Below are 21,842 nucleotides of genomic sequence, written 5' to 3' on the forward strand. Positions count from 1 at the left end.
CCACCGGGGACATGCTGACTACTGCGCGGTCTTTTTCATCATACTGAAAATAAACAACACCGCCGCGCACAGTACCACCGACGGCCCCGCTGGCGTGTCATAAAACGCCGAGAAGGTTAACCCGCCCGTCACCGCAATCATTCCGATAATCACCGCGATACCGGCCATTTGCTCCGGCGTACGCGCAAAACGGCGCGCAGTGGCGGCAGGAATTATCAGCAGCGACGTGATGATCAGCGCGCCAACAAATTTCATCGCCACGCCGATGGTTAACGCCGTCACCAGCATCAACAGCAGCTTCACGCGCTGAAGCTTCACGCCATCGACAAAGGCCAGATCCGGACTGACGGTCATAGCCAGTAAATTCCGCCACTGCCACAGCAGGATCCCGAGTACCACTGCCACGCCAATGGCAATAGAAATCAGATCTTCGGGCGTGACGGCCAGCAGATCGCCGAACAGATAGGCCATCAGGTCCACGCGGATGTTTGACATCAGGCTCACTACCACCAGGCCCAGCGACAGGGCGCTGTGCGCCATAATGCCGAGCAGGGTATCAATTGCCAGGTGAGGGCGTTTTTCCAGCCAGACCAGACCGGCAGCCAGCAGCAGCGTGACGACAATCACCGCATAAAACGGGTTCACGTCCAGTAACAAACCAAACGCCACACCCAGCAATGAAGCATGGGCCAGCGTATCGCCGAAATAGGACATTCTGCGCCAGACGACAAACGAGCCGAGTGGACCCGCGGCGCAGGCAAGCATAATCCCGGCCAGCCAGCCGGGCAGTAACAGTTCAATCATGAGTGTCCATTTCCCCGACGCAGGACAATTCGTCCCTGTAAATCATGGCGGTGATTGTGATTATGACGATAGATGCCCAGCTGTTCGGCGCCGCGATGGCCAAACATAGAGATAAATTCCGGATGCATTGACACCACTTCCGGCGTGCCGGAACAACAAATGTGATGGTTCAGGCACAGCACTTCGTCGGTTTTGGCCATCACCAGATGCAGATCATGGGACACCATCAGCACCGCGCAGTTTAGCTCCCGACGGAGCTGGTCAATCAGATCGTACAGCGCAACCTGACCGTTGACGTCAACACCCTGCGTCGGCTCGTCCAGGACCAGCAGCTGAGGGCTGCTGAGCAGGGCGCGGGCAAGTAATACGCGCTGGGTTTCACCGCCCGACAGCTTTTGCAAGGGCGCCTCAACAAGATGTCCCGCCTGAACGCGTTTCAGCGCCGGGAGGATATCCGCTTTACGCGTACCGGGACGGAGGCGCAGGAAGCGGCTCACCGTCAGGGGCAGGGTGGCATCGAGGTGTAATTTTTGCGGCACATAGCCGATACGCAACTTGTCTTGGCGGACGATAACACCTGCGTCAGGGGCTACCAGGCCTAATACGACGCGTACCAGCGTCGACTTGCCTGCACCGTTAGGGCCGAGCAGCGTGAGTATTTTTCCGGGCTTCAGATTCAGCGACACGTCAGAAAGGACGCGGCGCTGGCCGAATGAGACCGAAACATTTTCTAGAGAAACTAAAGTCGTCATGTCAATTTAAGCTTGCAGAAGTCATCGAATGTTATAATATCACATTCCACGCATTCATTACGATGATTAGTCGCATTATGTTACAGAAAAATACGCTTCTTTTCGCAGCTTTATCCGCTGCTCTTTGGGGTACAACAGCACAAGATGTTAACGCCGCCGTTGTCGCTTCGCTTAAACCGCTTGGGTTTATCGCCTCTGCCATCGCGGATGGGGTCACTGAGACCCAGGTTCTGCTGCCTGATGGTGCTTCCGAGCATGATTATTCCCTGCGTCCATCTGATGTAAAACGCTTACAGAACGCGGACTTAGTCGTCTGGATTGGTCCTGAGATGGAAGCGTTCATGCAGAAGTCAGCCAGTCAGATTGCCGCTGAGAAACAGGTGACGATTGCCGGGCTGTCCGGCGTGAAACCGTTACTCATGAAAGGAGCTGAGGACGAGGGTGACGAACACGACCACGACCATGCTCACGGTGAAAAAGGTGACGACCATCACCATCACGGCGAATACAACATGCATCTCTGGCTCTCCCCAGAGATAGCGCGGCTTACAGCGGTTGCAATCCACGACAAATTAGTGGAACTTATGCCGCAAAGTCGAATCAAACTCGACGCCAACCTGAAGGATTTTGAGGCTCAATTAGCTGCAACCGACAAACAGGTAGGTAACGAGCTCGCACCGCTTAAAGGAAAAGGGTACTTCGTTTTTCATGATGCCTACGGGTATTACGAGAAACATTACGGTCTGACCCCGCTGGGGCATTTTACCGTCAACCCTGAAATTCAGCCTGGTGCGCAGCGTTTACATGAAATCAGAACACAGTTGGTTGAGCAAAAAGCGACATGCGTTTTTGCTGAGCCACAGTTCAGGCCAGCGGTCGTAGAAGCCGTGGCCAGGGGAACATCCGTGCGCATGGGAACCCTTGACCCGCTAGGTACGAACATCCAGTTGAGCAAAGCGAGCTATTCGCAGTTCCTCAGCCAACTGGCGAATCAGTATGCGAGCTGCCTGAAAGGAGATTAACGAGGAAGTGAATACGTGCAACAGATAGCCCGCTCTGTCGCCCTGGCATTTAACAATCTGCCTCGACCCCACCGCGTTATGCTGGGGTCGCTTACAGTTCTGACATTAGCGGTCGCCGTCTGGCGGCCCTATGTTTACCACCCGAGTTCCGCCCCAATCATTAAAACCATCGAACTGGAGAAGAGCGAGATCCGCTCTCTGCTGCCTGAGGCCAGCGAGCCTATCGATCAGGCCGCTCAGGAAGATGAAGCGATTCCCCAGGATGAGCTGGATGACAAGATCCAGAATGAAGCCGGCATTCATGAATATGTTGTTTCTACTGGCGATACGCTGAGCAGCGTCCTGAACCAGTACGGTATCGACATGGGCAACATCAGCCAGCTCGCCGCATCCGATAAAGAGCTGCGTAACCTGAAAATTGGCCAGCAGCTTTCCTGGACCCTAACGCCCGACGGCGATCTGCAACGTCTGACCTGGGAGATGTCCCGTCGCGAAACCCGCACCTACGATCGCACTGCAAACGGTTTCAAAATGACCAGCGAATTGCAGCAGGGCGACTGGGTTAACAGCGTCATGAAAGGGACCGTCGGCGGCAGCTTTGTTTCCAGCGCACGCGATGCCGGCCTGACCAGCGCTGAAATCAGCTCGGTGATCAAAGCCATGCAGTGGCAGATGGATTTCCGCAAACTGAAAAAAGGCGATCAGTTCTCTGTCCTGATGTCCCGCGAAATGCTGGACGGTAAGCGCGAGCAGAGCCAGCTGGTGGGCGTTCGTCTGCGTTCAGACGGCAAAGACTACTACGCTATTCGCGCGGAAGACGGTAAGTTCTATGACCGCAGCGGTACGGGTCTGGCAAAAGGCTTCCTGCGTTTCCCAACGGCGAAACAGTTCCGCGTCTCCTCCAACTTCAACCCGCGTCGTCTGAACCCGGTAACTGGCCGCGTAGCGCCGCACCGTGGCGTTGACTTCGCCATGCCGCAGGGCACGCCAGTGCTGGCGGTAGGGGATGGTGAAGTGGTCATGGCGAAACGCAGCGGTGCTGCTGGCTACTACGTTGCTATTCGTCACGGTCGTACGTACACCACCCGCTACATGCACCTGCGTAAACTGCTGGTCAAACCGGGCCAGAAAGTGAAACGTGGCGATCGCATCGCGCTGTCCGGTAACACCGGCCGGTCGACGGGGCCGCACCTGCACTACGAAGTGTGGATCAACCAGCAGGCGGTTAACCCGCTGACGGCAAAACTGCCGCGCACCGAAGGGCTGACCGGCAAAGATCGCAAAGATTACCTGGCGCAGGTGAAAGAGGTGATGCCGCAGCTGCGCTTCGACTAAGCTCTCCTGATTTAAAAAGCCGGCGTCAGTATGCGCCGGCTTTTTCTTTTGTGCGCGGGCGGCAGCCTCGCTACACTATCCGAATATATTTTTGCGTCACCAGACCCTGGAACCCGCATGGAAACCAAAAAAAACAATATTGAGTACATTCCCGAGTTTGAAAAATCTTTTCGCCACCCGCGTAACTGGGGCGCCTGGCTTGGCGTATACGCGTTTGCTGGCATGGCGTTGCTACCTGCTTCCCTCCGCGATCCGGTGCTCGGCAAAGTGGGGCGCCTGGCAGGGCGCTTAGGTAAAAGCGCACGCCGCCGCGCGCAAATAAATCTGTTGTACTGTTTTCCGGATAAAAGCGACGCCGAACGCGAAGCAATCATTGATGACATGTATACCACCGCGCCACAGGCCATGGCGATGATGGCGGAACTGGCGCTGAAAGGGCCGGAGAAGATCGTCGAACGCGTTGACTGGAAAGGGCTGGAGATCATCGACGAGATGCGTCGCAATGATGAAAAGGTGATTTTCCTGGTGCCGCACGGCTGGGGGGTAGACATTCCGGCGATGTTAATGGCGTCGCAGGGCCAGAAAATGGCGGCGATGTTCCATAATCAGGGAAACAAAATCTACGACTTCGTCTGGAATACCGTGCGCCGTCGCTTTGGCGGGCGTTTGCACGCCCGAAACGATGGCATTAAGCCTTTCATTCAGTCGGTACGTCAGGGTTACTGGGGCTACTATCTGCCCGATCAGGACCACGGCCCGGAACACAGCGAGTTTGTCGATTTCTTCGCAACCTATAAAGCCACGCTACCCGCGATTGGTCGCCTGATGAAAGTCTGCCGCGCCCGCGTGATCCCACTGTTCCCGGTTTATGACGGTAAAACGCATCGCCTGAGCATTGAGGTACGTCCGCCGATGGACGATCTGCTGACCGCAGACGATCACACCATCGCACGTCGCATGAATGAAGAGGTGGAGGTGCTGGTGGGGCCGCATAAGGAGCAATATACGTGGATCCTGAAGTTGCTCAAAACGCGTAAACCTGGTGAAACAGAGCCGTACAAGCGTAAAGAGCTTTTCCCGAAGAAATAGGAAACCTTCATCCCTCTCCCCTTAGGGAGAGGGGATCGGAGCTTACTCTACGGTCAGTACGCGGGTGGTATTGGTTGAGCCGATGGTGCTCATCACGTCACCCTGCGTCACGATAACGATATCACCGGATACCAGATAACCTTTGTCGCGCAGCAGGTTCACGGCATCGTGCGCGGCGGCCACGCCGTCGTTGGTGCTGTCGAAGTATACTGGCGTCACGCCGCGATACAGCGCCGTCAGGTTCAGCGTACGCTCGTGACGGGACATGGCGAAGATCGGCAGACCGGAGCTGATACGGGACGTCATTAGCGCGGTACGGCCAGATTCGGTCATGGTGATGATCGCCGTGACCCCTTTCAGGTGGTTGGCTGCGTACATCGCAGACATCGCAATCGCTTCTTCCACGTTGTCGAACTGAATGTCCAGGCGGTGTTTAGAGACGTTAATGCTTGGGATCTTCTCTGCACCCAGGCACACGCGCGCCATGGCGGCCACGGTTTCTGCCGGATACTGACCTGCCGCGGTTTCCGCTGACAGCATCACCGCATCGGTACCATCCAGCACGGCGTTCGCCACGTCCATGACTTCCGCTCGGGTTGGCATTGGGTTGGTGATCATGGATTCCATCATCTGGGTGGCGGTGATCACCGCGCGGTTCAGCTGACGCGCGCGACGGATCAGCGCTTTCTGGATACCGACCAGTTCAGGGTCGCCAATTTCCACGCCCAGGTCACCACGGGCAACCATCACCACGTCAGACGCCAGGATCACGTCGTCCATCGCGTCCTGATCGCAGACCGCTTCAGCGCGTTCCACTTTCGCAACGATTTTCGCATCGCAGCCTGCATCGCGCGCCAGGCGGCGAGCATAGTTCAGATCTTCGCCGCAGCGCGGGAAGGAGACAGCCAGGTAATCCACGCCGATCTGCGCTGCGGTCACGATATCCGCTTTGTCTTTATCGGTCAGCGCTTCGGCAGACAGGCCACCGCCGAGTTTGTTGATGCCTTTGTTGTTGGAGAGCGGGCCGCCGACGGTCACTTCGGTGAATACCTTCATACCCTGAACTTCCAGCACTTTCAGCTGTACGCGTCCGTCGTCCAGCAGCAGGATGTCGCCAGGCACAACGTCAGCAGGCAGACCTTTGTAGTCGATACCCACTTTTTCCTTATCGCCTTCGCCTTTGCTCAGGTTGGCATCCAGCAGGAATTTATCGCCGATGTTGAGGAAGACTTTGCCTTCTTTAAAGGTCGATACGCGGATTTTTGGACCTTGCAGGTCACCGAGGATAGCAACATGGCGGCCCAGTTTAGCTGCGATTTCACGCACTTTGTCGGCACGTAATTTATGGTCTTCTGGCGTACCGTGAGAGAAGTTCATGCGCACCACGTTGGCACCCGCGGCGATAATCTTTTCGAGGTTATTATCGCGGTCGGTGGCCGGGCCTAAGGTGGTGACGATCTTGGTTCTGCGAAGCCTTCTGGACATGTAATACTCCGTTGACTGAAACAACTTTGGTGTTGCGTGAACATAGAATCGGCCTTCATCTATCGCAAGGCAGTAGCGAGGGGACCGAATGCCGTAAATCGTACATCGTAGTTATTAGGGAACATCGCTCTTTATAAGCAATTCTTTATCAAAACGCGATTCTTTCAGGGCTTCCTTGACCCGCTTCAAGTTATCCCGGAATTTTGCGCCCCGGCGTAAGGTAAAACCGGTCGCCAGCACGTCGATGACCGTCAACTGCGCCAGGCGGGAGACCATCGGCATGTACATGTCGGTGTCCTCCGGTACGTCCAGGGTAATAGCGAGCGTCGCTTCCCTGGCCAGCGGCGTACCTGCCGTCGTCAGGGCGATGACCATCGCATCGTTGTCACGCGCGAGCTGCGCCAGCTCCACCTGGCTCTTGGTGCGGCCCGTATGGGAGATGAGTACCACGACATCATCTTCACTACAATTCATACAGCTCATGCGTTGCAGCACAATGTCATCGGAGTAAATCACCGGCACGTTAAAGCGAAAGAACTTATTCATGGCGTCATGCGCCACGGCGGCGGACGAGCCAAGGCCAAAGAAGGCAATCCGTTTGGCCTGCGTGAGAAGATCGACCGCGCGATTCACTGAACTCATGTCCAGAGACTGGCGAACGTGGTCGAGCGTGGCCATAGCCGATTCAAATATTTTTGCGGTGTAAGCATCAACGCTGTCGTCTTCATCTACATTGCGATTAACATACGGGGTGCCGTTTGCCAGACTTTGGGCCAGATGCAGTTTAAAATCAGGAAAGCCGCGCGTGTCCAGACTACGACAGAATCGATTGACCGTCGGTTCGCTGACGCCCGATTCCTGTGCCAGAGCGGCGATGCTTGAATGAATCGCCTGAGCGGGCGCGGCGAGAATAACTTCAGCCACTTTGCGCTCGGATTTGCTAAGGTGTTCCAGTTGAAACTGGATTTTTTCCAGCATGTTCATTGTTAACAAGACGCTCATGAGGGCATAAACGATTTCATAAAGAGATGAAATCTTGATTCGATTTAGCCGATATTACCCCCGGGACTCCCGAAAGGGTAATCGTCGACAAGAAATGTTGTTGTTTTTTTTCATTACTTGATCGACGTCGGGTTTTGCTCTGACCCTGTTGCGCAAAGAATCGACGTTTGTTGCGTCATCAGACGGGCGTTATGGCCCGGGTGACGAAAAATTACCGTATCGCACGCGACGTTAAGCGCTAATGGTTTCAGGAAACGCGTAAAAGCAGTACAGTGCATTGTAATAAAATTACAACGATACCTGGCAGAGTACCAGGCGATCTAAATGAGGAGAATGACATGGCGGTAACGCAAACAGCCCAGGCATGTGACCTGGTCATTTTCGGCGCGAAAGGCGATCTTGCACGCCGAAAATTGCTGCCTTCCCTGTATCAGCTCGAAAAAGCGGGCCAGATCCATCCCGACACCCGAATCCTTGGGGTAGGACGCGCAGACTGGGATAAGGAGGCTTATACCGAAGTCGTGCGCGAGGCGCTCGAAACGTTCATGAAAGAGAAAATCGATGAAAGCCTTTGGGATAAGCTGAGCGGGCGTCTCGATTTCTGCAACCTGGACGTCAACGATGTAGGCGCCTTTACCCGTCTGGGTGAAATGCTTGACCAGGAAAATCGTGTCACAATTAACTATTTCGCCATGCCGCCAAGCACCTTCGGCGCCATCTGCAAAGGTCTGGGCGAGGCGAAGCTGAACGCCAAACCGGCGCGCGTGGTGATGGAGAAACCGCTGGGTACGTCGCTGGCGACCTCGCGTGAAATCAACGACCAGGTGGGCGAGTTCTTTGAGGAGTGTCAGGTTTACCGTATTGACCACTATCTGGGCAAAGAGACGGTACTGAACCTGCTGGCGCTGCGTTTTGCCAACTCCCTGTTTGTGAACAACTGGGACAACCGCACTATCGACCACGTGGAAATTACCGTGGCGGAAGAGGTGGGCATCGAAGGCCGTTGGGGCTACTTCGACCAGGCCGGCCAGATGCGGGACATGATCCAGAACCACCTGCTGCAAATTCTGTGCATGATTGCCATGTCTCCACCGTCAGATCTGACGGCCGACAGCATTCGTGACGCCAAAGTGAAAGTTCTGAAATCACTGCGCCGTATTGACCGCTCCAACGTGCGCGAGAAAACCGTGCGCGGCCAGTACACCGCAGGTTTTGCCCAGGGGAAAAAAGTTCCTGGCTATCTGGAAGAAGAGGGCGCGAACAAGTCCAGCAACACCGAGACGTTTGTGGCGATCCGCGTGGATATCGACGACTGGCGCTGGGCCGGTGTGCCGTTCTACCTGCGTACCGGTAAACGTCTGCCGGCAAAATGCTCCGAAGTGGTGGTCTACTTCAAGAATCCGGAACTGAACCTGTTCAAAGAATCCTGGCAGGAACTGCCGCAGAACAAACTGACCATCCGTCTGCAACCGGACGAGGGTGTGGATATTCAGATCCTGAACAAAGTGCCGGGTCTTGATCACAAACACAACCTGCAAACTACCAAGCTGGACCTGAGCTACTCTGAAACCTTCAACCAGACGCATCTCGCCGATGCTTACGAGCGTCTGCTGCTGGAAACCATGCGTGGTATCCAGGCGCTGTTCGTCCGCCGCGATGAAGTGGAAGAGGCGTGGAAGTGGGTCGACTCTATCACTGAAGCGTGGGCAGCCGATCAGGACGCGCCAAAACCGTATCAGGCGGGAACCTGGGGACCTGTCGCCTCCGTTGCGATGATCACCCGTGATGGCCGCTCCTGGAACGAGTTTGAATAACCACCTTCTCTAGCCCAAAGGTGTTATTTTACCGGTAACATGATCTAACACAGCAAGTGGCATAATTTTTATCTTTTAAGCTCCGCGTGGATTCACCCGCGGAGCTTTTTTTATTACACTCCCTTCAGACATTTTGCCCCTGTGCTCCGGATATCAGGCGTTTCAGCGTTGTTAACAACCGTCAGAAACTGTGTAAACTCCCGAGCCTGGACAGATAAATTAGAGGAGCTTTTATGAATCCGACATTGTTACGCGTAACACAGCGCATTGTTGAGCGCTCGAAAGAGACCCGTACTGCCTACCTTGCCCGCATCGAACAGGCGAAGAGTGAAACTGTCCATCGCTCTCAGCTGGCCTGCGGGAATCTGGCCCACGGCTTTGCGGCCTGCCAGCCTGGTGATAAAGACGCGCTGAAAAGCATGTTGCGTAACAATATCGCCATAATTACCTCCTATAACGACATGCTTTCAGCCCACCAGCCGTATGAGGCCTACCCGGCTATCATCCGCAATGCGCTGCACAGCGTGAACGCGGTGGGCCAGGTTGCAGGCGGCGTGCCGGCCATGTGTGATGGCGTAACCCAGGGCCAGGACGGTATGGAGCTGTCCTTGCTGAGCCGCGAAGTGATCGCCATGTCGGCGGCAGTGGGCCTCTCTCACAACATGTTTGATGGCGCGCTCTATCTGGGCGTGTGCGACAAAATCGTCCCGGGGCTGGTGATGGCCGCGCTGTCGTTTGGCCATCTGCCAGCGATTTTTGTGCCGTCAGGCCCGATGGCTAGCGGTCTGCCAAACAAGGAAAAAGTCCGTATCCGCCAGCTGTATGCCGAAGGAAAAGCGGACCGTCAGGCACTGCTGGAAGCGGAAGCCGCGTCCTATCATGCGCCGGGCACCTGTACGTTCTACGGTACGGCCAACACCAACCAGATGGTGGTGGAGTTTATGGGTATGCAGCTGCCGGGCTCGTCGTTCATCCAGCCGGATGCGCCACTGCGTAAAGCGCTGACCGAAGCCGCAGCCCGTCAGGTGACGCGCCTGACCGGTAACGGCAACGAGTGGATGCCAATGGGCAAAATGGTGGATGAAAAAGTCATCGTAAACGGGATTGTCGCCCTGCTGGCGACCGGCGGTTCAACCAACCATACCATGCACCTTGTCGCGATGGCGCGCGCGGCGGGCATTCTGATCAACTGGGATGACTTCTCCGATATCTCCTCCGTGGTACCACTGATGGCCCGTCTGTACCCGAACGGTCCGGCGGACATCAACCACTTCCAGGCCGCGGGCGGCGTGCCGGTGCTGATGCGCGAGCTGCTGAAAGGCGGCCTGCTGCATGAGGATGTCAACACGGTGGCGGGCTTTGGCCTGCATCGCTATACCCTTGAACCCTGGCTGAACAACGGTGAGCTGGACTGGCGCGAAGGGGCGAGCGACTCGCTCGATCCTCAGGTTATCGCAACCTTCGAACAGCCGTTCTCTCCTCACGGCGGCACCAAAGTGCTGAGCGGTAACCTTGGACGTGCCGTGATGAAAACCTCTGCCGTGCCGGAAGAGAATCAGGTTATCGAAGCCCCGGCGGTGGTGTTTGAAAGCCAGCACGACGTTTTACCTGCCTTTGACGCGGGTCTGCTTGATAAAGACTGTGTGGTCGTGGTGCGTCATCAGGGACCAAAAGCGAACGGGATGCCAGAATTACATAAACTTATGCCGCCGCTTGGTGTATTATTGGACCGCCGTTTCAAAATTGCACTGGTAACCGATGGACGCCTTTCAGGGGCATCCGGTAAAGTGCCTTCAGCGATTCATGTCACCCCGGAAGCCTACGACGGCGGCCTGCTGGCGAAAGTGCGTGATGGTGACATGATCCGCGTTAACGGTCAGACAGGCGAGTTAACCCTGCTGGTGGATGAAGCAGAGCTGGCGGCGCGTCAGCCACATATTCCTGACCTGAGCGCGTCACGCGTGGGTACCGGACGCGAAATGTTTGGTGCGTTGCGTGAGAAACTCTCCGGTGCGGAGCAGGGCGCAACCTGTATTACGTTTTAAGACGACTTGATTTTAACGATCTGGCGAGAGAAAACTCTGATGAAAAACTGGAAAACAAGTGCAGAAGCAATCCTGACCACTGGCCCTGTCGTGCCGGTTATTGTGGTAAACAAACTGGAGCACGCTGTCCCAATGGCGAAGGCGCTGGTTGCGGGTGGCGTTCGCGTTCTGGAAGTGACCCTGCGTACCGCCTGTGCGATGGATGCGATCCGTGCTATCGCCAAAGAAGTGCCGGAAGCGATCATTGGTGCCGGTACGGTTCTGAATGCGCAGCAGCTGGCGGAAGTGACCGAAGCGGGCGCACAGTTTGCCATCAGCCCGGGGCTGACTGAGCCGCTGCTGAAAGCCGCAACCGAAGGTTCTATTCCGCTGATCCCGGGTATCAGCACCGTTTCTGAACTGATGCTGGGCATGGACTACGGCCTGAAAGAGTTCAAATTCTTCCCGGCTGAAGCGAACGGCGGCACCAAAGCGTTGCAGGCCATTGCGGGCCCATTCTCTCAGGTGCGTTTCTGCCCAACGGGCGGCATCTCTCCGGCCAACTACCGTGACTATCTGGCGCTGAAAAGCGTGCTGTGCATCGGCGGCTCCTGGCTGGTTCCGGCGGATGCGCTGGAAGCAGGCGACTGGGATCGCATCACTAAACTGGCTCGCGAAGCGGTAGAAGGCGCGAAACAGTAAGTTTGTTTGCCGGGTGTCGGCTGCGCCTTACCCGGCCAGCCAGACAGTTAAAACGGGCCTTTCGGCCCGTTTTTTTATCCTGCTACGCTGACGTTCGCAGCAGCTCTTTTCGCTCTCGCGACGGCTTCGTCCACATTTTCCCCGGTCGCTAATGCCACGCCCAGACGACGGCTTCCGTCGATCTCCGGTTTGCCGAACAGCCGGACCTGCAAGCCTGCGCCAACCGCACCTTCGACGTTATCAAAGGTGACATTCTGGCTGGTCAGCTGCGGCAGGATCACCGCCGAGGCTGCCGGGCCGTACTGACGGATGCCGCCAACCGGCAGGCCGAGGAAAGCGCGTACGTGCAGCGCGAACTCGGAGAGATCCTGTGAAATCAGCGTAACCATCCCGGTATCGTGCGGACGAGGGGAGACTTCGCTGAAGATCACCTCGTCGCCGCAAACAAACAATTCCACGCCGAACAGGCCGTAGCCGCCCAGCGCCAGCACCGTCTTGCGGGCGATCTCCTGTGCGCGTGCCAGCGCCAGCGCGCTCATCTGCTGCGGCTGCCAGGATTCGCGATAATCGCCGTCTTCCTGCCGATGACCAATCGGGTCGCAGAAATAAACGCCATCCACGGCGCTGACGGTGAGCAGGGTAATTTCAAAATCAAACTTCACCACGCCTTCCACGATGACGCGCCCGGCCCCGGCTCGGCCTCCCTGCTGGGCATAGTCCCAGGCATTGTCCAGCGTGCTGCTGTCGCGGATAAAGCTCTGCCCTTTGCCGGAGGAGCTCATTACCGGCTTAATGATGCACGGGTAGCCAATCTCCTCTACGGCCTGGAGAAACGCAGCTTTATCCCCGGCAAAACGGTAGCTGGAGGTCGGGAGCTGTAATTCTTCTGCCGCCAGGCGACGAATGCCTTCCCGGTTCATGGTCAGTTTTGCCGCAGTGGCGCAGGGCACCACGCGCTGGCCTTCCTGTTCAAGGGCAATCAACATCTCAGTGGCAATGGCCTCAATTTCAGGTACCACGAAATCCGGTTTTTCGTCGGCAATTAACCCCCGCAGCGCATTACCGTCAAGCATATCGATGACGTGCGAGCGATGCGCGACGTGCATGGCGGGCGCATTCGCGTAACGGTCCACCGCAATTACTTCCACACCCAAACGCTGGCATTCAATGGCCACTTCTTTACCCAGTTCACCCGATCCCAACAGCATGACGCGCGTCGCGGCGGGACGCAGCGCGGTTCCTAAACGAGTCATAAAAATCCCCCTGAAAAAGATGCGGGCAGTATAAACGAAAACGTTTGCGTCTGTCTTGTATGGGGATAACCGGACAGCAGGGAAATTTGCGCTTCTTTAGCACTGACAGACATTTCCTGACACCCGCTCGCTTAGGCTGTGAAGGTTACGCACTGTTACGTGAGGAAAAATATGTCAGGCTGGATGAATCAACTGCAATCCCTGTTGGGACAAAAAGGCTCGTCGTCGGGCGAGCAGGGTCTGAGCAAGCTGCTGGTGCCGGGTGCGCTCGGCGGGCTGGCCGGTTTGCTGGTTGCCAATAAATCATCGCGGAAACTGCTTACCAAATACGGTACCGGCGCGCTGCTGGCGGGCGGAGGGGCTATTGCAGGCTCCGTCTTATGGAACAAATACAAAGACAAGGTGCGCAGCGCGCATCAGGACGAACCGCAGTACGGGAAGCAGGTATCGCCGTTAGATTTACGCACCGAGCGGTTGATCCTCGCCCTGGTCTTTGCGGCCAAGAGCGACGGGCATATTGATGCCAGTGAACGTGCCGCAATTGAACAGCAGATGCGGGAAGCGGGCGTTGAGGAGCAGGGCAGGGCGCTGGTGGCGCAGGCCATCGAACAGCCGCTTGACCCGCAGCGTCTGGCGCAAAGCGTGAAAAACGAAGAAGAGGCGCTGGAACTCTATTTTCTGAGCTGTGCCGCCATCGATATCGATCACTTTATGGAGCGCAGCTACCTGAACGCCCTGGGCGATGCGCTGAAGATCCCACAGGACGTTCGTGAGGGAATTGAGCAGGATATTCAGCAGCAGAAGCAGACCCTCGTGGGCTAGAAGGCCATGTTTCGCTTGCATCATACGCGTGTTTTGCCAACCTTATAGGATGTAAAACGAAAAAGTAAGAATGCCATGCCTCCAAAAGCCCGACGTACTCCTTATGCGATCACCACGCATGGCGATACGCGTATCGATAACTACTACTGGCTGCGGGACGATTCTCGTTCCCGGCCAGAGGTGCTGGACTATCTGCACGAGGAAAACGACTATGGCCGCCAGGTCATGGCCAGCCAGCAGGCGCTTCAGGATCAACTTCTGAAGGAAATGGTGCAGCGTATCCCCCAGCGTGATGTCTCTGCCCCGTGGTGCAAAAACGGTTATCGCTATCGCCATATTTATGAGCCGGGAAACGAATATCCCATCTACCAGCGCCAGTCTGTGCTGAGCGCCGAGTGGGATGAATGGGAGATCCTGCTGGATGCAAACAAACGTGCTGCCCACAGTGAGTTTTATACGCTGGGCGGCATGTCCATTTCCCCCGATAACGCCATTATGGCGCTGGCTGAGGATTACCTCTCCCGCCGCCAGTACGGTTTGCGTTTCCGCAATCTTGAAACGGGAAACTGGTATCCCGAAATGCTGGATAATGTCTCCCCCGATTTCGTCTGGGGTAACGATTCAGAAACGGTCTACTACGTTAAAAAGCATGTCTCAACGCTGCTGCCTTATCAGGTCTGGCGTCATACGGTGGGGACCGATTCCGCCGACGATGAACTGGTGTATGAGGAAAAAGATGAGACGTTCTATGTCAGCCTGCACAAAACGTCGTCTCGCCACTACGTGATCATTTTCCTCTCCAGCGCCACCACCTCAGAAGTGCTGCTGCTGGATGCAGAGCTGCCGGATGCGCAGCCTCTGTGCTTCCTGCCGCGCCGTAAAGATCATGAGTACAGCCTGGATCACTTCCAGCACAGCTTTTACCTGCGTTCGAACCGCGAGGGCAAAAACTTTGGCCTTTATAAAACCAAAGTGCGCGATGAACGCAAATGGGAAGTGTTAATTCCCGCGCGCGATCAGGTGATGCTGGAGGGGTTCACCCTGTTTACCGACTGGCTGGTGGTGGAAGAGCGTCAGCGCGGACTGACCAGTATCCGCCAAATCAACCGCAAAACCCGCGAAGTGGTGGGCATTGCGTTCGATGACCCGGCTTACGTAACGTGGATCGGCTTTAACCCGGAACCGGAATCGTCCCGCCTGCGGTACGGCTATTCGTCGATGACCACCCCGGATACGTTGTTTGAACTGGATATGGACACCGGGCAGCGTCAGGTGATTAAACAGGCTGAGGTCCGGGGTTTTGAGTCGGAAAATTATCGCAGTGAGCACCTGTGGGTGACCGCACGCGACGGCGTTGAAGTCCCAGTGTCGCTCGTCTATCACAAGGCGCACTTCAACAAAGGTAAAAACCCCATCCTCGTCTATGGCTATGGCTCCTATGGATCCAGCATGGACGCCGATTTCAGCAGCAGCAGGCTGAGCCTGCTCGACCGCGGTTTTGTTTATGCGATTGCCCATATTCGCGGCGGCGGCGAGCTGGGTCAGCACTGGTATGAAGACGGAAAATTTCTCAAAAAGAAAAATACCTTTAATGACTACCTTGATGTTTGCGATGCGCTGATCGCGCAGGGTTATGGCGATCCGCAGCTCTGCTTTGGCATGGGAGGCAGCGCCGGGGGCATGCTAATGGGCGCCGTGATCAACCAGCGGCCTGAACTGTTTAAAGGGGTTATCGCCCAGGTGCCGTTTGTGGACGTGGTGACGACCATGCTGGATGAGTCCATTCCACTGACCACCGGGGAGTTTGAGGAGTGGGGGAACCCGCAGGATGAAACCTATTATCGCTACATGAAAGAGTACAGCCCGTACGATAACGTCGAGGCGAAAGCCTATCCGCATATGCTGGTGACCACCGGCCTGCACGATTCTCAGGTACAGTACTGGGAGCCCGCGAAATGGGTGGCGAAGTTGCGTGAGCTGAAAACTGACGATAATTTGCTGCTGCTGTGTACCGATATGGACTCGGGGCACGGAGGGAAATCAGGGCGATTTAAATCCTATGAGGGGGTGGCGCTGGAGTACGCCTTTTTGATTGGCCTGGCGCAGGATACGCTGCCAGGCCGGGCGGGGACTCAGGCTTCGCCTAAATAATGCTTCAGCGTCAGGCGCAGTTCCGGGCTCATTCTGTCGAGGTTGTTGTACAGCCAGCGCAGATAGCCCGGATCTTTGTCCGCCACTTCCGATACTGGCTTCCCGCGATATTTTCCGAACGTAAAGGTGGTCAGTAGCGCGGGGCGCCCGGTAATGGTCGCCATATCGTCTGGCGTCCAGCCGGAAGTATTCATGATATCAATCAGGAGCGCTGCGGTGATGTAGCAGTCGTAAAGAGCGCGGTGATGATGCAGCCCTTCCGGCGTCCGCACGCTGAGTTTACGCGACTTATACAGCGCCATATTGCTGTATTTGATCCCCGGCCACAGACGGCGCGCCAGCTTCATAGTGCAAATCCATTCGCCGGGCATCTCCGGCAGCACGCGGCGGTCAAAGCTGGCGTTATGGGCCACATACCACTGGCTACCGTGGTAAAGAGGGATGATCTCTTCAATCCACGGCTTATCCGCCACCATCGATTCCGTAATACGATGTATCGCCATCGCCTGCGCACTGATGGGACGATCCGGGCGCACCAGATGGCTCATGGGGTTGACAATCTTTCCGTCAATCACGTCGACAGAAGCGACTTCCACAATTCCACCCTGCAAATCACAGGTTTCGGTATCGATAACGCGCAGCATTGATCGCTCCTGATCCAAAAATGCCTAGCCTAATGGAATGATATCGCCTTGCCAACCCTGTTGGCCTAAAGAACCGGTTAGCAGCAGTTCTCCCTTATCGGCACGTACGATCAGCTGACCTTTTTCATCCCATAACGCGCTACCGCCGCGCGCGTTCGCCATTAATACCGCGATGGCGTACTTGTGCGCGAAGCGTTGTAACGAACCGATGGATTGCCGCCAGCGATGCTCGCCCACGGCCAGGCTGCTGGTGAACAGCGTTGCCTCCGGGTCCAGCTCCGGGGCGTCAGCCTGGTTATCCACGATGGTTAACCGTTTATCGCCAGGAATAACACCCGCACCGTTGCCCTGCGGATAACGCCGAATGGTCGACAGGTTAGGGGTGAAAAGCGCGAGTCCTTTCTGGGGCTGGCCGTGTTGCTGGAGCGTAATACCAGCAATCACCGTGATGAAACGTGACTGGGCGGCGTGAAGGAGGGGGGCAAGCTGCAAATCGTCAGGGGGTGGGGGTAAGGATGTTCCGCCTGGGCCGGTAAGCGAAAGCTCCGGAAAGACGATCAAATCGCACCCATGCCATGCAGCCTCGGCAATAAAGTGCAGGTGATGTTTTACGTGCTCATCAACACAGTTGTGCCGCGGGGCATACTGAGCCGCGGCAATATTCCATCGTGACATCGTGACTTCCTTATACACTAAGTCGCTGGGATTTTAAGATTACACCTAAATTTATCAGGGTTTTCTTATCCTGCCACATAACGCGTAAGGAAGTGTAACGAGACGTTAAGCTTATTTAACTTTAGGTTCGTACGGCAGGCGCGAGAGATTGACGGAGGCGAGGCGATGCGCAATGAGACGTTCGCGAAACCAGTCGCGCAGATGCGCGGGTTGTTCACGCTCTACCACTTCAGCCACGACGGGCATGTTGTAACGCTCTTTGAATGCGACCCCCGCGGCGGCGAGATCGACATTCACTTTGTCCATCTCGTCCTGAGGAAGGGCGGCCAGATTAACGTTCATTTCCTTCTCCTTTTTCTGCGGCGGCAACGTTACCGCGATTGTTCAACGATGACAAGGGAGCAAAGGATGTTCCTCGACTCGTTAATTATACAGAGTTATTCTTTAGCATTCAGGCATAACGAAAAGGAATGATTGTGATGCATTTTACCCCTTCCCGTGTCGCGTGCGCGCTGGTCTTTCTGCTCTCTTCAGCCATCACGCCCTCAGTTCTGGCCCATGCGCATCTTAAGCAGCAATCCCCGCAGGAAAATACCGTTGCGGTGGCGCCAGAGGTCATTACCCTGAACTTCTCGGAAGGCATTGAGCCTGCCTTCAGCGGCGTGGTGGTGACGGACGCGCAGCAGCACAAGATCCAGACCGGCGCGGTGAAGCGTGACGAGAAGGATAACGCAAAGCTGATTGTTCCTCTTGAGAAACCGTTGACGTCCGGCACCTACACGGTGGACTGGCATGTGGTCTCCGTGGATGGCCACAAAACCAAAGGCAGCTATCACTTTAGCGTGAAATAGCATGCTGACCCTGAGCTACGTCGCGTTACGCTTCATCCATTTTGCTGCGCTGATGCTGCTTTTCGGCAACGCGCTCTACAGCGTCTGGTTTGCGCCGTCTTCGTTGCAGCGCCTCATGACCCGGCGTTTCCAGCGGCAGCAGAAACTCGCGGCCTTAATCAGCCTGATAGCGGCTCTGCTGATGTTTGGCCTGCAAAGTGGGTTGATGGGCAACGGCTGGGGCGATGTCATTCGTCCGGCGGTCTGGCGCAGCGTGCTGGGAACGCAATTTGGCGGCGTCTGGTTGTGGCAAATGGTGCTGGCCGTTGTGACGGCGGGCGCTGCATGGCTTACCCCGCAAAAAGGCTCTCGGCTGTTACTGCTCGCGATGGGGCAGCTGGTGCTGCTGGCGGGCGTGGGACATGCCGCGATGAACGGTGGCGCACCGGGAGCGTTGCATCGTCTCAACCATGCGCTTCACCTGCTCTGCGCCGCGACCTGGGTGGGTGGTTTACTGCCGCTGCTGTTTTGTATGCGTCTGGCGAAAGGCCGCTGGCAGCCAGCCGCTATCTTTACCATGATGCGCTTCTCCCGCGTGGGGCATTACGCCGTGGCAGGCGTGCTGCTGACCGGGATAATCAATACGCTCTTTATTGTTGGCATAAACGTGCCGTGGCAGGCGCCTTATGTCCAGCTGTTGTTGTTCAAATGTGCGCTGGTCATGATGATGGTGGCAATTGCGCTGGCGAATCGGTATTTTCTTGTGCCACGCTTTCGCCCGGAGGCCGGGCGGGAACAACAGATTTTTATCAGGATGACACAGGCAGAGGTGGTGCTGGGCGCGCTGGTACTGGCGGCCGTCAGCCTGTTCGCGACCTGGGAACCCTTCTGACAAGGTTAAATAACATATGAATAAGACACTGCTTTCTCTTTTACTTCTCACCTGTGCCAGCAGTGCGTTAGCCGCGCCGCAGGTCATCACTGTCAGCCGGTTTGAAGTGGGTAAGGACAACTGGGCATTTAATCGTGAAGAAGTCATGCTTACCTGCCGTCCCGGTAACGCGCTGTATGTCATCAATCCCAGTACGCTCGTGCAGTATCCGTTAAATGACGTGGCGGAGCAGCAGGTTGCCAGCGGGAAAAGTAACGGACAGCCTGTCAGCGTGATCCAGGTAGATGACCCGGCAAACCCCGGGCAGAAGAAGAGTCTGGCACCGTTTATTGAGCGCGCTGAAAAGCTCTGCTAGCCGTCAGGTTTCCAGTAAAAAAAAACCGCAGGTGCTTGTAAAAGCTCTGCGGTTTTTCACATTTAGTGATGTTCTGACGCTTTTTTTCAGACCACTTTTGCTGTGGACTGGAAAACCTGACGTCGTCATCTATTCTTAAAGGGCAAGGCGATTGAGCCTGCATTAATGCCAACTTTTAGCGCACGGCTCTCTCCCAAGAGCCATTTCCCTGGACCGAATACAGGAATCGTATTCGGTCTCTTTTTATCTGCTTGAAAATAAACGATAAAATCCGGTTTTCGTCTCAGCAGAAGGTTCACTTCCTGTGCGCCTGCTTCAAACATACCACAACCCGGCAGGCGTAAGTCCAGTCCTTTTTGGCTGTTTTGTTAAATTTTTGTTTGTATTTTGCCTGAGACGACTGCGGGATCAATGCGCGCATGTACGGAAGCCGCAATATCATCAAGTAACGCAAAGCGGCGACGGTATTCGGCGCGTTTTTTGCTGGCAATCTCCTCCAGTGCTTTACGCTCCATCTGGAGCGGCAACTGCCAGCAGAAGGGGGAGAGTTTCTTTCCGTTCAGGCCTTCCCAGAACTCGTCGTAGCTGGCGTGAAAATGACGGCCTTTGCTCAGACGGTAGCGCAGCGCGCGGAAAACATGGCCTTCATCGCTGACGGCAAAAATCGCGCTAATGTTCGAGCGTGAGGCAAGCTGGAAGATCACCTCCATCAGCACGCGTTTCGGGAAAAGCCCATGGCAGGCACGGGTAGCCTGCTTAATCACCTCCCGTGAAACATGACGACGTGGACCCTGAAGGCCGCCGATCACCAGCACCGTACGGCCGTTACTGCGTGCGACACAGAACGTCAGGCTGGCAAGCAGCGTATTGTCATTGTCGTGCAGCCAAAGCGTGCTTTCGCCTTCGCGTTCGGCCTTACCTGCGGACGAGGCGTGGACGGTATAGATTTCGCCGTTTTTTGCCTCGAACCGGACAACCGGCACCTCTTGCGGGCTGGTCAGCGCGTGGGCGAGGGCGATGTTTTTCAGACTATCAATCCACTGATAGTGGCTGACGATAGCATCGGCCCGATCGTTTGAGTTCAGGCCGCGCATCAGATACTGGCGGTGAGTTTTGCTCGGCAAGGTAATTTGAGAGGTGAGCAGCCTGTCGAAATCATCGCGCCCGGACAGGGCCTCCAGCATGCGATGGGTGGAGGACCAGAATAAAAGCGAGCGTAGAAGGAACTTTAACCGGTAATCACGTTTGTGCCAGATTGGGCCGGGAACGCGTTTTCCTCTCACCAGTTCAGAAATAATATTTGTGCGATGCGGATAAAAAACATCGTTTTGCAGGTGTATGTTTGACACGTGAAAATCCCTCTTTTTATTCCGCTCTATTTTAAAGGCCAGGGAATAAGGGATTAATAGCGCAGCGATCTTTATTTCCGGCTGGTTTATGATTTGTTTGGATTGGCAAAATCCAACGCCAGCTCATGACATTTTCTGTGGCAGCTATACTTCTTACAGGAGGCGTTATGTATCAGAAAATAGAGGGAGAACACTGGCGTCATGTCTGGGTTGTCAGCGATATTCATGGTTGCTATCAGTGGCTTATGGATGAGCTGAAACGACGGCATTTTAATCCTGATACGGATCTGCTGATCTCGGTGGGGGATATTATCGATCGCGGGCCTGACAGCGTAAAATGTTTACAGCTGATGCAGGAAAACTGGTTTTATGCGGTACGCGGTAATCACGAGCAAATGGCGTTAGATGCGCTTGAAAATAATGATTTTAGTCTCTGGTCGATAAATGGCGGTAACTGGTTCACCGGGCTTAAGGACGCTCAACAAAAACAGGCGAAGGGTTTACTCGATGCGTGTCGGGACTTACCGCACATTATTGAAATAACCTGCAAAAACGGTCTGAACGTGATTGCTCATGCGGATTATCCCTCCGCTGAATATGGCTGGCATAAGCCGGTGGATGTCCAGCGCGTGCTGTGGGATCGCGACCGGTTAATGGGCTTTATGGTGGGCAAAGGGCAGGGCATTAGCGGCGCGGATCACTTCTGGTTTGGACATACGCCTGTGGACAAACGCTACGATTTTAACAATCTGCACTACATTGATACGGGGGCAGTATTCGGGGGCTTTCTGACGCTGGCGCAGCTTCAGTAATAAATAACCCGCCTTCGGGCGGGTTCTCTT

At 55.6% G+C, this 21,842-nt stretch carries 22 protein-coding genes; 12 read left to right on the forward strand and 10 right to left on the reverse strand.

The features are described 5' to 3' along the window. Positions 1-18: 18 nt before the first annotated feature. Both znuB and znuC read right to left on the reverse strand, forming a co-directional pair. Entirely contained in the window at positions 19-804 is a 786-nt protein-coding gene (gene znuB / locus H2Z33_RS17690; RefSeq protein WP_015570280.1) for a zinc ABC transporter permease subunit ZnuB, read from the reverse strand. After that, complete coding sequence (znuC, locus tag H2Z33_RS17695) at positions 801-1,556, reverse strand: zinc ABC transporter ATP-binding protein ZnuC (RefSeq protein ID WP_017384350.1); 756 nt, start codon at positions 1,554-1,556, stop codon at positions 801-803. Before znuC ends, znuB begins: the two co-directional genes overlap by 4 nt. Positions 1,557-1,633: 77 nt before the next feature. Here znuC and znuA point away from each other — a divergent pair, with 77 nt between their 5' ends. The 3 genes from znuA to lpxM all read left to right on the forward strand — a co-directional run bounded on the left by znuA (position 1,634) and on the right by lpxM (position 5,002). Beyond that, positions 1,634-2,578: a zinc ABC transporter substrate-binding protein ZnuA gene (gene znuA / locus H2Z33_RS17700; RefSeq protein ID WP_047733884.1), complete on the forward strand. Its 945-nt coding sequence runs from the start codon at positions 1,634-1,636 to the stop codon at positions 2,576-2,578. 15 nt (positions 2,579-2,593) lie between these two features. After that, on the forward strand, positions 2,594-3,913 hold the full coding sequence (mepM, locus tag H2Z33_RS17705) for a murein DD-endopeptidase MepM (RefSeq protein ID WP_003859762.1): 1,320 nt from the start codon (positions 2,594-2,596) through the stop codon (positions 3,911-3,913). A 117-nt stretch (positions 3,914-4,030) separates the two neighbouring features. Continuing rightward, on the forward strand, positions 4,031-5,002 hold the full coding sequence (lpxM, locus tag H2Z33_RS17710; protein WP_015570283.1) for a lauroyl-Kdo(2)-lipid IV(A) myristoyltransferase: 972 nt from the start codon (positions 4,031-4,033) through the stop codon (positions 5,000-5,002). Between the two features lie 42 nt (positions 5,003-5,044). Here the strand turns inward: lpxM and pyk are convergent, their stop codons facing one another. Continuing rightward, positions 5,045-6,487, reverse strand: coding sequence for a pyruvate kinase (pyk, locus tag H2Z33_RS17715; protein WP_003859767.1), 1,443 nt, complete (start codon positions 6,485-6,487; stop codon positions 5,045-5,047). Positions 6,488-6,601: 114 nt separating this feature from the next. Further along, complete coding sequence (locus H2Z33_RS17720; RefSeq protein WP_003859769.1) at positions 6,602-7,471, reverse strand: MurR/RpiR family transcriptional regulator; 870 nt, start codon at positions 7,469-7,471, stop codon at positions 6,602-6,604. A 356-nt stretch (positions 7,472-7,827) separates the two neighbouring features. Between H2Z33_RS17720 and zwf the strand changes: the two genes are divergently transcribed. The 3 genes from zwf (at position 7,828) to kdgA (ending at position 12,029) form a co-directional block, all read left to right on the forward strand. Continuing rightward, entirely contained in the window at positions 7,828-9,303 is a 1,476-nt protein-coding gene (zwf, locus tag H2Z33_RS17725; protein WP_063134704.1) for a glucose-6-phosphate dehydrogenase, read from the forward strand. Between the two features lie 233 nt (positions 9,304-9,536). Continuing rightward, positions 9,537-11,348 carry a phosphogluconate dehydratase gene (gene edd, locus H2Z33_RS17730; protein ID WP_017693246.1) on the forward strand — a complete coding sequence of 604 codons (1,812 nt, stop codon included), beginning with the start codon at positions 9,537-9,539 and terminating at the stop codon, positions 11,346-11,348. 39 nt (positions 11,349-11,387) lie between these two features. After that, entirely contained in the window at positions 11,388-12,029 is a 642-nt protein-coding gene (gene kdgA, locus H2Z33_RS17735; RefSeq protein WP_003859774.1) for a bifunctional 4-hydroxy-2-oxoglutarate aldolase/2-dehydro-3-deoxy-phosphogluconate aldolase, read from the forward strand. Positions 12,030-12,103: 74 nt separating this feature from the next. Here kdgA and purT read toward each other — a convergent pair whose 3' ends face one another. After that, positions 12,104-13,282: a formate-dependent phosphoribosylglycinamide formyltransferase gene (gene purT / locus H2Z33_RS17740; protein WP_015570285.1), complete on the reverse strand. Its 1,179-nt coding sequence runs from the start codon at positions 13,280-13,282 to the stop codon at positions 12,104-12,106. A gap of 171 nt (positions 13,283-13,453) precedes the next feature. Between purT and H2Z33_RS17745 the strand changes: the two genes are divergently transcribed. Next, positions 13,454-14,104, forward strand: a complete 651-nt coding sequence (locus H2Z33_RS17745; RefSeq protein WP_015570286.1) for a tellurite resistance TerB family protein — start codon at positions 13,454-13,456, stop codon at positions 14,102-14,104. Positions 14,105-14,179: 75 nt separating this feature from the next. Continuing rightward, positions 14,180-16,255, forward strand: coding sequence for an oligopeptidase B (gene ptrB, locus H2Z33_RS17750; protein WP_017693247.1), 2,076 nt, complete (start codon positions 14,180-14,182; stop codon positions 16,253-16,255). On the opposite strand, the gene exoX is transcribed toward ptrB, so the two are convergent. The 3 genes from exoX to H2Z33_RS17765 all read right to left on the reverse strand — a co-directional run bounded on the left by exoX (position 16,237) and on the right by H2Z33_RS17765 (position 17,916). Continuing rightward, positions 16,237-16,899 carry an exodeoxyribonuclease X gene (gene exoX, locus H2Z33_RS17755; protein ID WP_015570288.1) on the reverse strand — a complete coding sequence of 221 codons (663 nt, stop codon included), beginning with the start codon at positions 16,897-16,899 and terminating at the stop codon, positions 16,237-16,239. The two genes, ptrB and exoX, sit on opposite strands and share 19 nt — an antisense overlap. A 24-nt stretch (positions 16,900-16,923) precedes the next feature. Next, a complete protein-coding gene (locus H2Z33_RS17760) occupies positions 16,924-17,574 on the reverse strand; it encodes a carbon-nitrogen hydrolase family protein (protein ID WP_015570289.1) in 651 nt (216 codons plus the stop codon). Between the two features lie 111 nt (positions 17,575-17,685). After that, the gene (locus H2Z33_RS17765) at positions 17,686-17,916 is read right to left on the reverse strand and encodes a DNA polymerase III subunit theta (protein ID WP_003859784.1); all 231 of its coding nucleotides are present in this window, start codon (positions 17,914-17,916) and stop codon (positions 17,686-17,688) included. Positions 17,917-18,053: 137 nt separating this feature from the next. Between H2Z33_RS17765 and yobA the strand changes: the two genes are divergently transcribed. From yobA to H2Z33_RS17780, 3 genes are read left to right on the forward strand one after another with little or no spacing between them, the layout of a single operon-like run. Beyond that, positions 18,054-18,425: a CopC domain-containing protein YobA gene (gene yobA / locus H2Z33_RS17770; protein ID WP_023296802.1), complete on the forward strand. Its 372-nt coding sequence runs from the start codon at positions 18,054-18,056 to the stop codon at positions 18,423-18,425. Position 18,426: 1 nt separating this feature from the next. Then, positions 18,427-19,296, forward strand: coding sequence for a copper homeostasis membrane protein CopD (copD, locus tag H2Z33_RS17775; protein ID WP_017384341.1), 870 nt, complete (start codon positions 18,427-18,429; stop codon positions 19,294-19,296). Positions 19,297-19,312: 16 nt separating this feature from the next. Beyond that, positions 19,313-19,651, forward strand: coding sequence for a YebY family protein (locus tag H2Z33_RS17780; protein ID WP_033486805.1), 339 nt, complete (start codon positions 19,313-19,315; stop codon positions 19,649-19,651). A 125-nt stretch (positions 19,652-19,776) separates the two neighbouring features. Here H2Z33_RS17780 and H2Z33_RS17785 read toward each other — a convergent pair whose 3' ends face one another. Further along, entirely contained in the window at positions 19,777-19,974 is a 198-nt protein-coding gene (locus H2Z33_RS17785; protein ID WP_017693250.1) for a hypothetical protein, read from the reverse strand. Between the two features lie 45 nt (positions 19,975-20,019). After that, positions 20,020-21,000, reverse strand: coding sequence for a VirK/YbjX family protein (locus H2Z33_RS17790; RefSeq protein ID WP_039270562.1), 981 nt, complete (start codon positions 20,998-21,000; stop codon positions 20,020-20,022). A gap of 167 nt (positions 21,001-21,167) precedes the next feature. Here H2Z33_RS17790 and pphA point away from each other — a divergent pair, with 167 nt between their 5' ends. Further along, positions 21,168-21,812 carry a protein-serine/threonine phosphatase gene (gene pphA, locus H2Z33_RS17795; protein ID WP_033486807.1) on the forward strand — a complete coding sequence of 215 codons (645 nt, stop codon included), beginning with the start codon at positions 21,168-21,170 and terminating at the stop codon, positions 21,810-21,812. Positions 21,813-21,842 lie beyond the last annotated feature (30 nt).

This window comes from Enterobacter sp. YSU (assembly GCF_016082135.1).
Lineage (GTDB): Bacteria > Pseudomonadota > Gammaproteobacteria > Enterobacterales > Enterobacteriaceae > Enterobacter > Enterobacter hormaechei_C.

What these genes read in the sequence shown, in the direction of transcription:
- znuB (WP_015570280.1), bottom strand. Translation starts at nt 804, where the DNA reads ATGATTGAACTGTTACTGCCCGGCTGGCTGGCCGGGATTATGCTTGCC.
- znuC (WP_017384350.1), bottom strand. Translation starts at nt 1,556, where the DNA reads ATGACGACTTTAGTTTCTCTAGAAAATGTTTCGGTCTCATTCGGCCAG.
- znuA (WP_047733884.1), top strand. Translation starts at nt 1,634, where the DNA reads ATGTTACAGAAAAATACGCTTCTTTTCGCAGCTTTATCCGCTGCTCTT.
- lpxM (WP_015570283.1), top strand. Translation starts at nt 4,031, where the DNA reads ATGGAAACCAAAAAAAACAATATTGAGTACATTCCCGAGTTTGAAAAA.
- pyk (WP_003859767.1), bottom strand. Translation starts at nt 6,487, where the DNA reads ATGTCCAGAAGGCTTCGCAGAACCAAGATCGTCACCACCTTAGGCCCG.
- H2Z33_RS17720 (WP_003859769.1), bottom strand. Translation starts at nt 7,471, where the DNA reads ATGAACATGCTGGAAAAAATCCAGTTTCAACTGGAACACCTTAGCAAA.
- zwf (WP_063134704.1), top strand. Translation starts at nt 7,828, where the DNA reads ATGGCGGTAACGCAAACAGCCCAGGCATGTGACCTGGTCATTTTCGGC.
- edd (WP_017693246.1), top strand. Translation starts at nt 9,537, where the DNA reads ATGAATCCGACATTGTTACGCGTAACACAGCGCATTGTTGAGCGCTCG.
- kdgA (WP_003859774.1), top strand. Translation starts at nt 11,388, where the DNA reads ATGAAAAACTGGAAAACAAGTGCAGAAGCAATCCTGACCACTGGCCCT.
- purT (WP_015570285.1), bottom strand. Translation starts at nt 13,282, where the DNA reads ATGACTCGTTTAGGAACCGCGCTGCGTCCCGCCGCGACGCGCGTCATG.
- H2Z33_RS17745 (WP_015570286.1), top strand. Translation starts at nt 13,454, where the DNA reads ATGTCAGGCTGGATGAATCAACTGCAATCCCTGTTGGGACAAAAAGGC.
- ptrB (WP_017693247.1), top strand. Translation starts at nt 14,180, where the DNA reads ATGCCTCCAAAAGCCCGACGTACTCCTTATGCGATCACCACGCATGGC.
- exoX (WP_015570288.1), bottom strand. Translation starts at nt 16,899, where the DNA reads ATGCTGCGCGTTATCGATACCGAAACCTGTGATTTGCAGGGTGGAATT.
- H2Z33_RS17760 (WP_015570289.1), bottom strand. Translation starts at nt 17,574, where the DNA reads ATGTCACGATGGAATATTGCCGCGGCTCAGTATGCCCCGCGGCACAAC.
- H2Z33_RS17765 (WP_003859784.1), bottom strand. Translation starts at nt 17,916, where the DNA reads ATGAACGTTAATCTGGCCGCCCTTCCTCAGGACGAGATGGACAAAGTG.
- yobA (WP_023296802.1), top strand. Translation starts at nt 18,054, where the DNA reads ATGCATTTTACCCCTTCCCGTGTCGCGTGCGCGCTGGTCTTTCTGCTC.
- copD (WP_017384341.1), top strand. Translation starts at nt 18,427, where the DNA reads ATGCTGACCCTGAGCTACGTCGCGTTACGCTTCATCCATTTTGCTGCG.
- H2Z33_RS17780 (WP_033486805.1), top strand. Translation starts at nt 19,313, where the DNA reads ATGAATAAGACACTGCTTTCTCTTTTACTTCTCACCTGTGCCAGCAGT.
- H2Z33_RS17785 (WP_017693250.1), bottom strand. Translation starts at nt 19,974, where the DNA reads ATGTTTGAAGCAGGCGCACAGGAAGTGAACCTTCTGCTGAGACGAAAA.
- pphA (WP_033486807.1), top strand. Translation starts at nt 21,168, where the DNA reads ATGTATCAGAAAATAGAGGGAGAACACTGGCGTCATGTCTGGGTTGTC.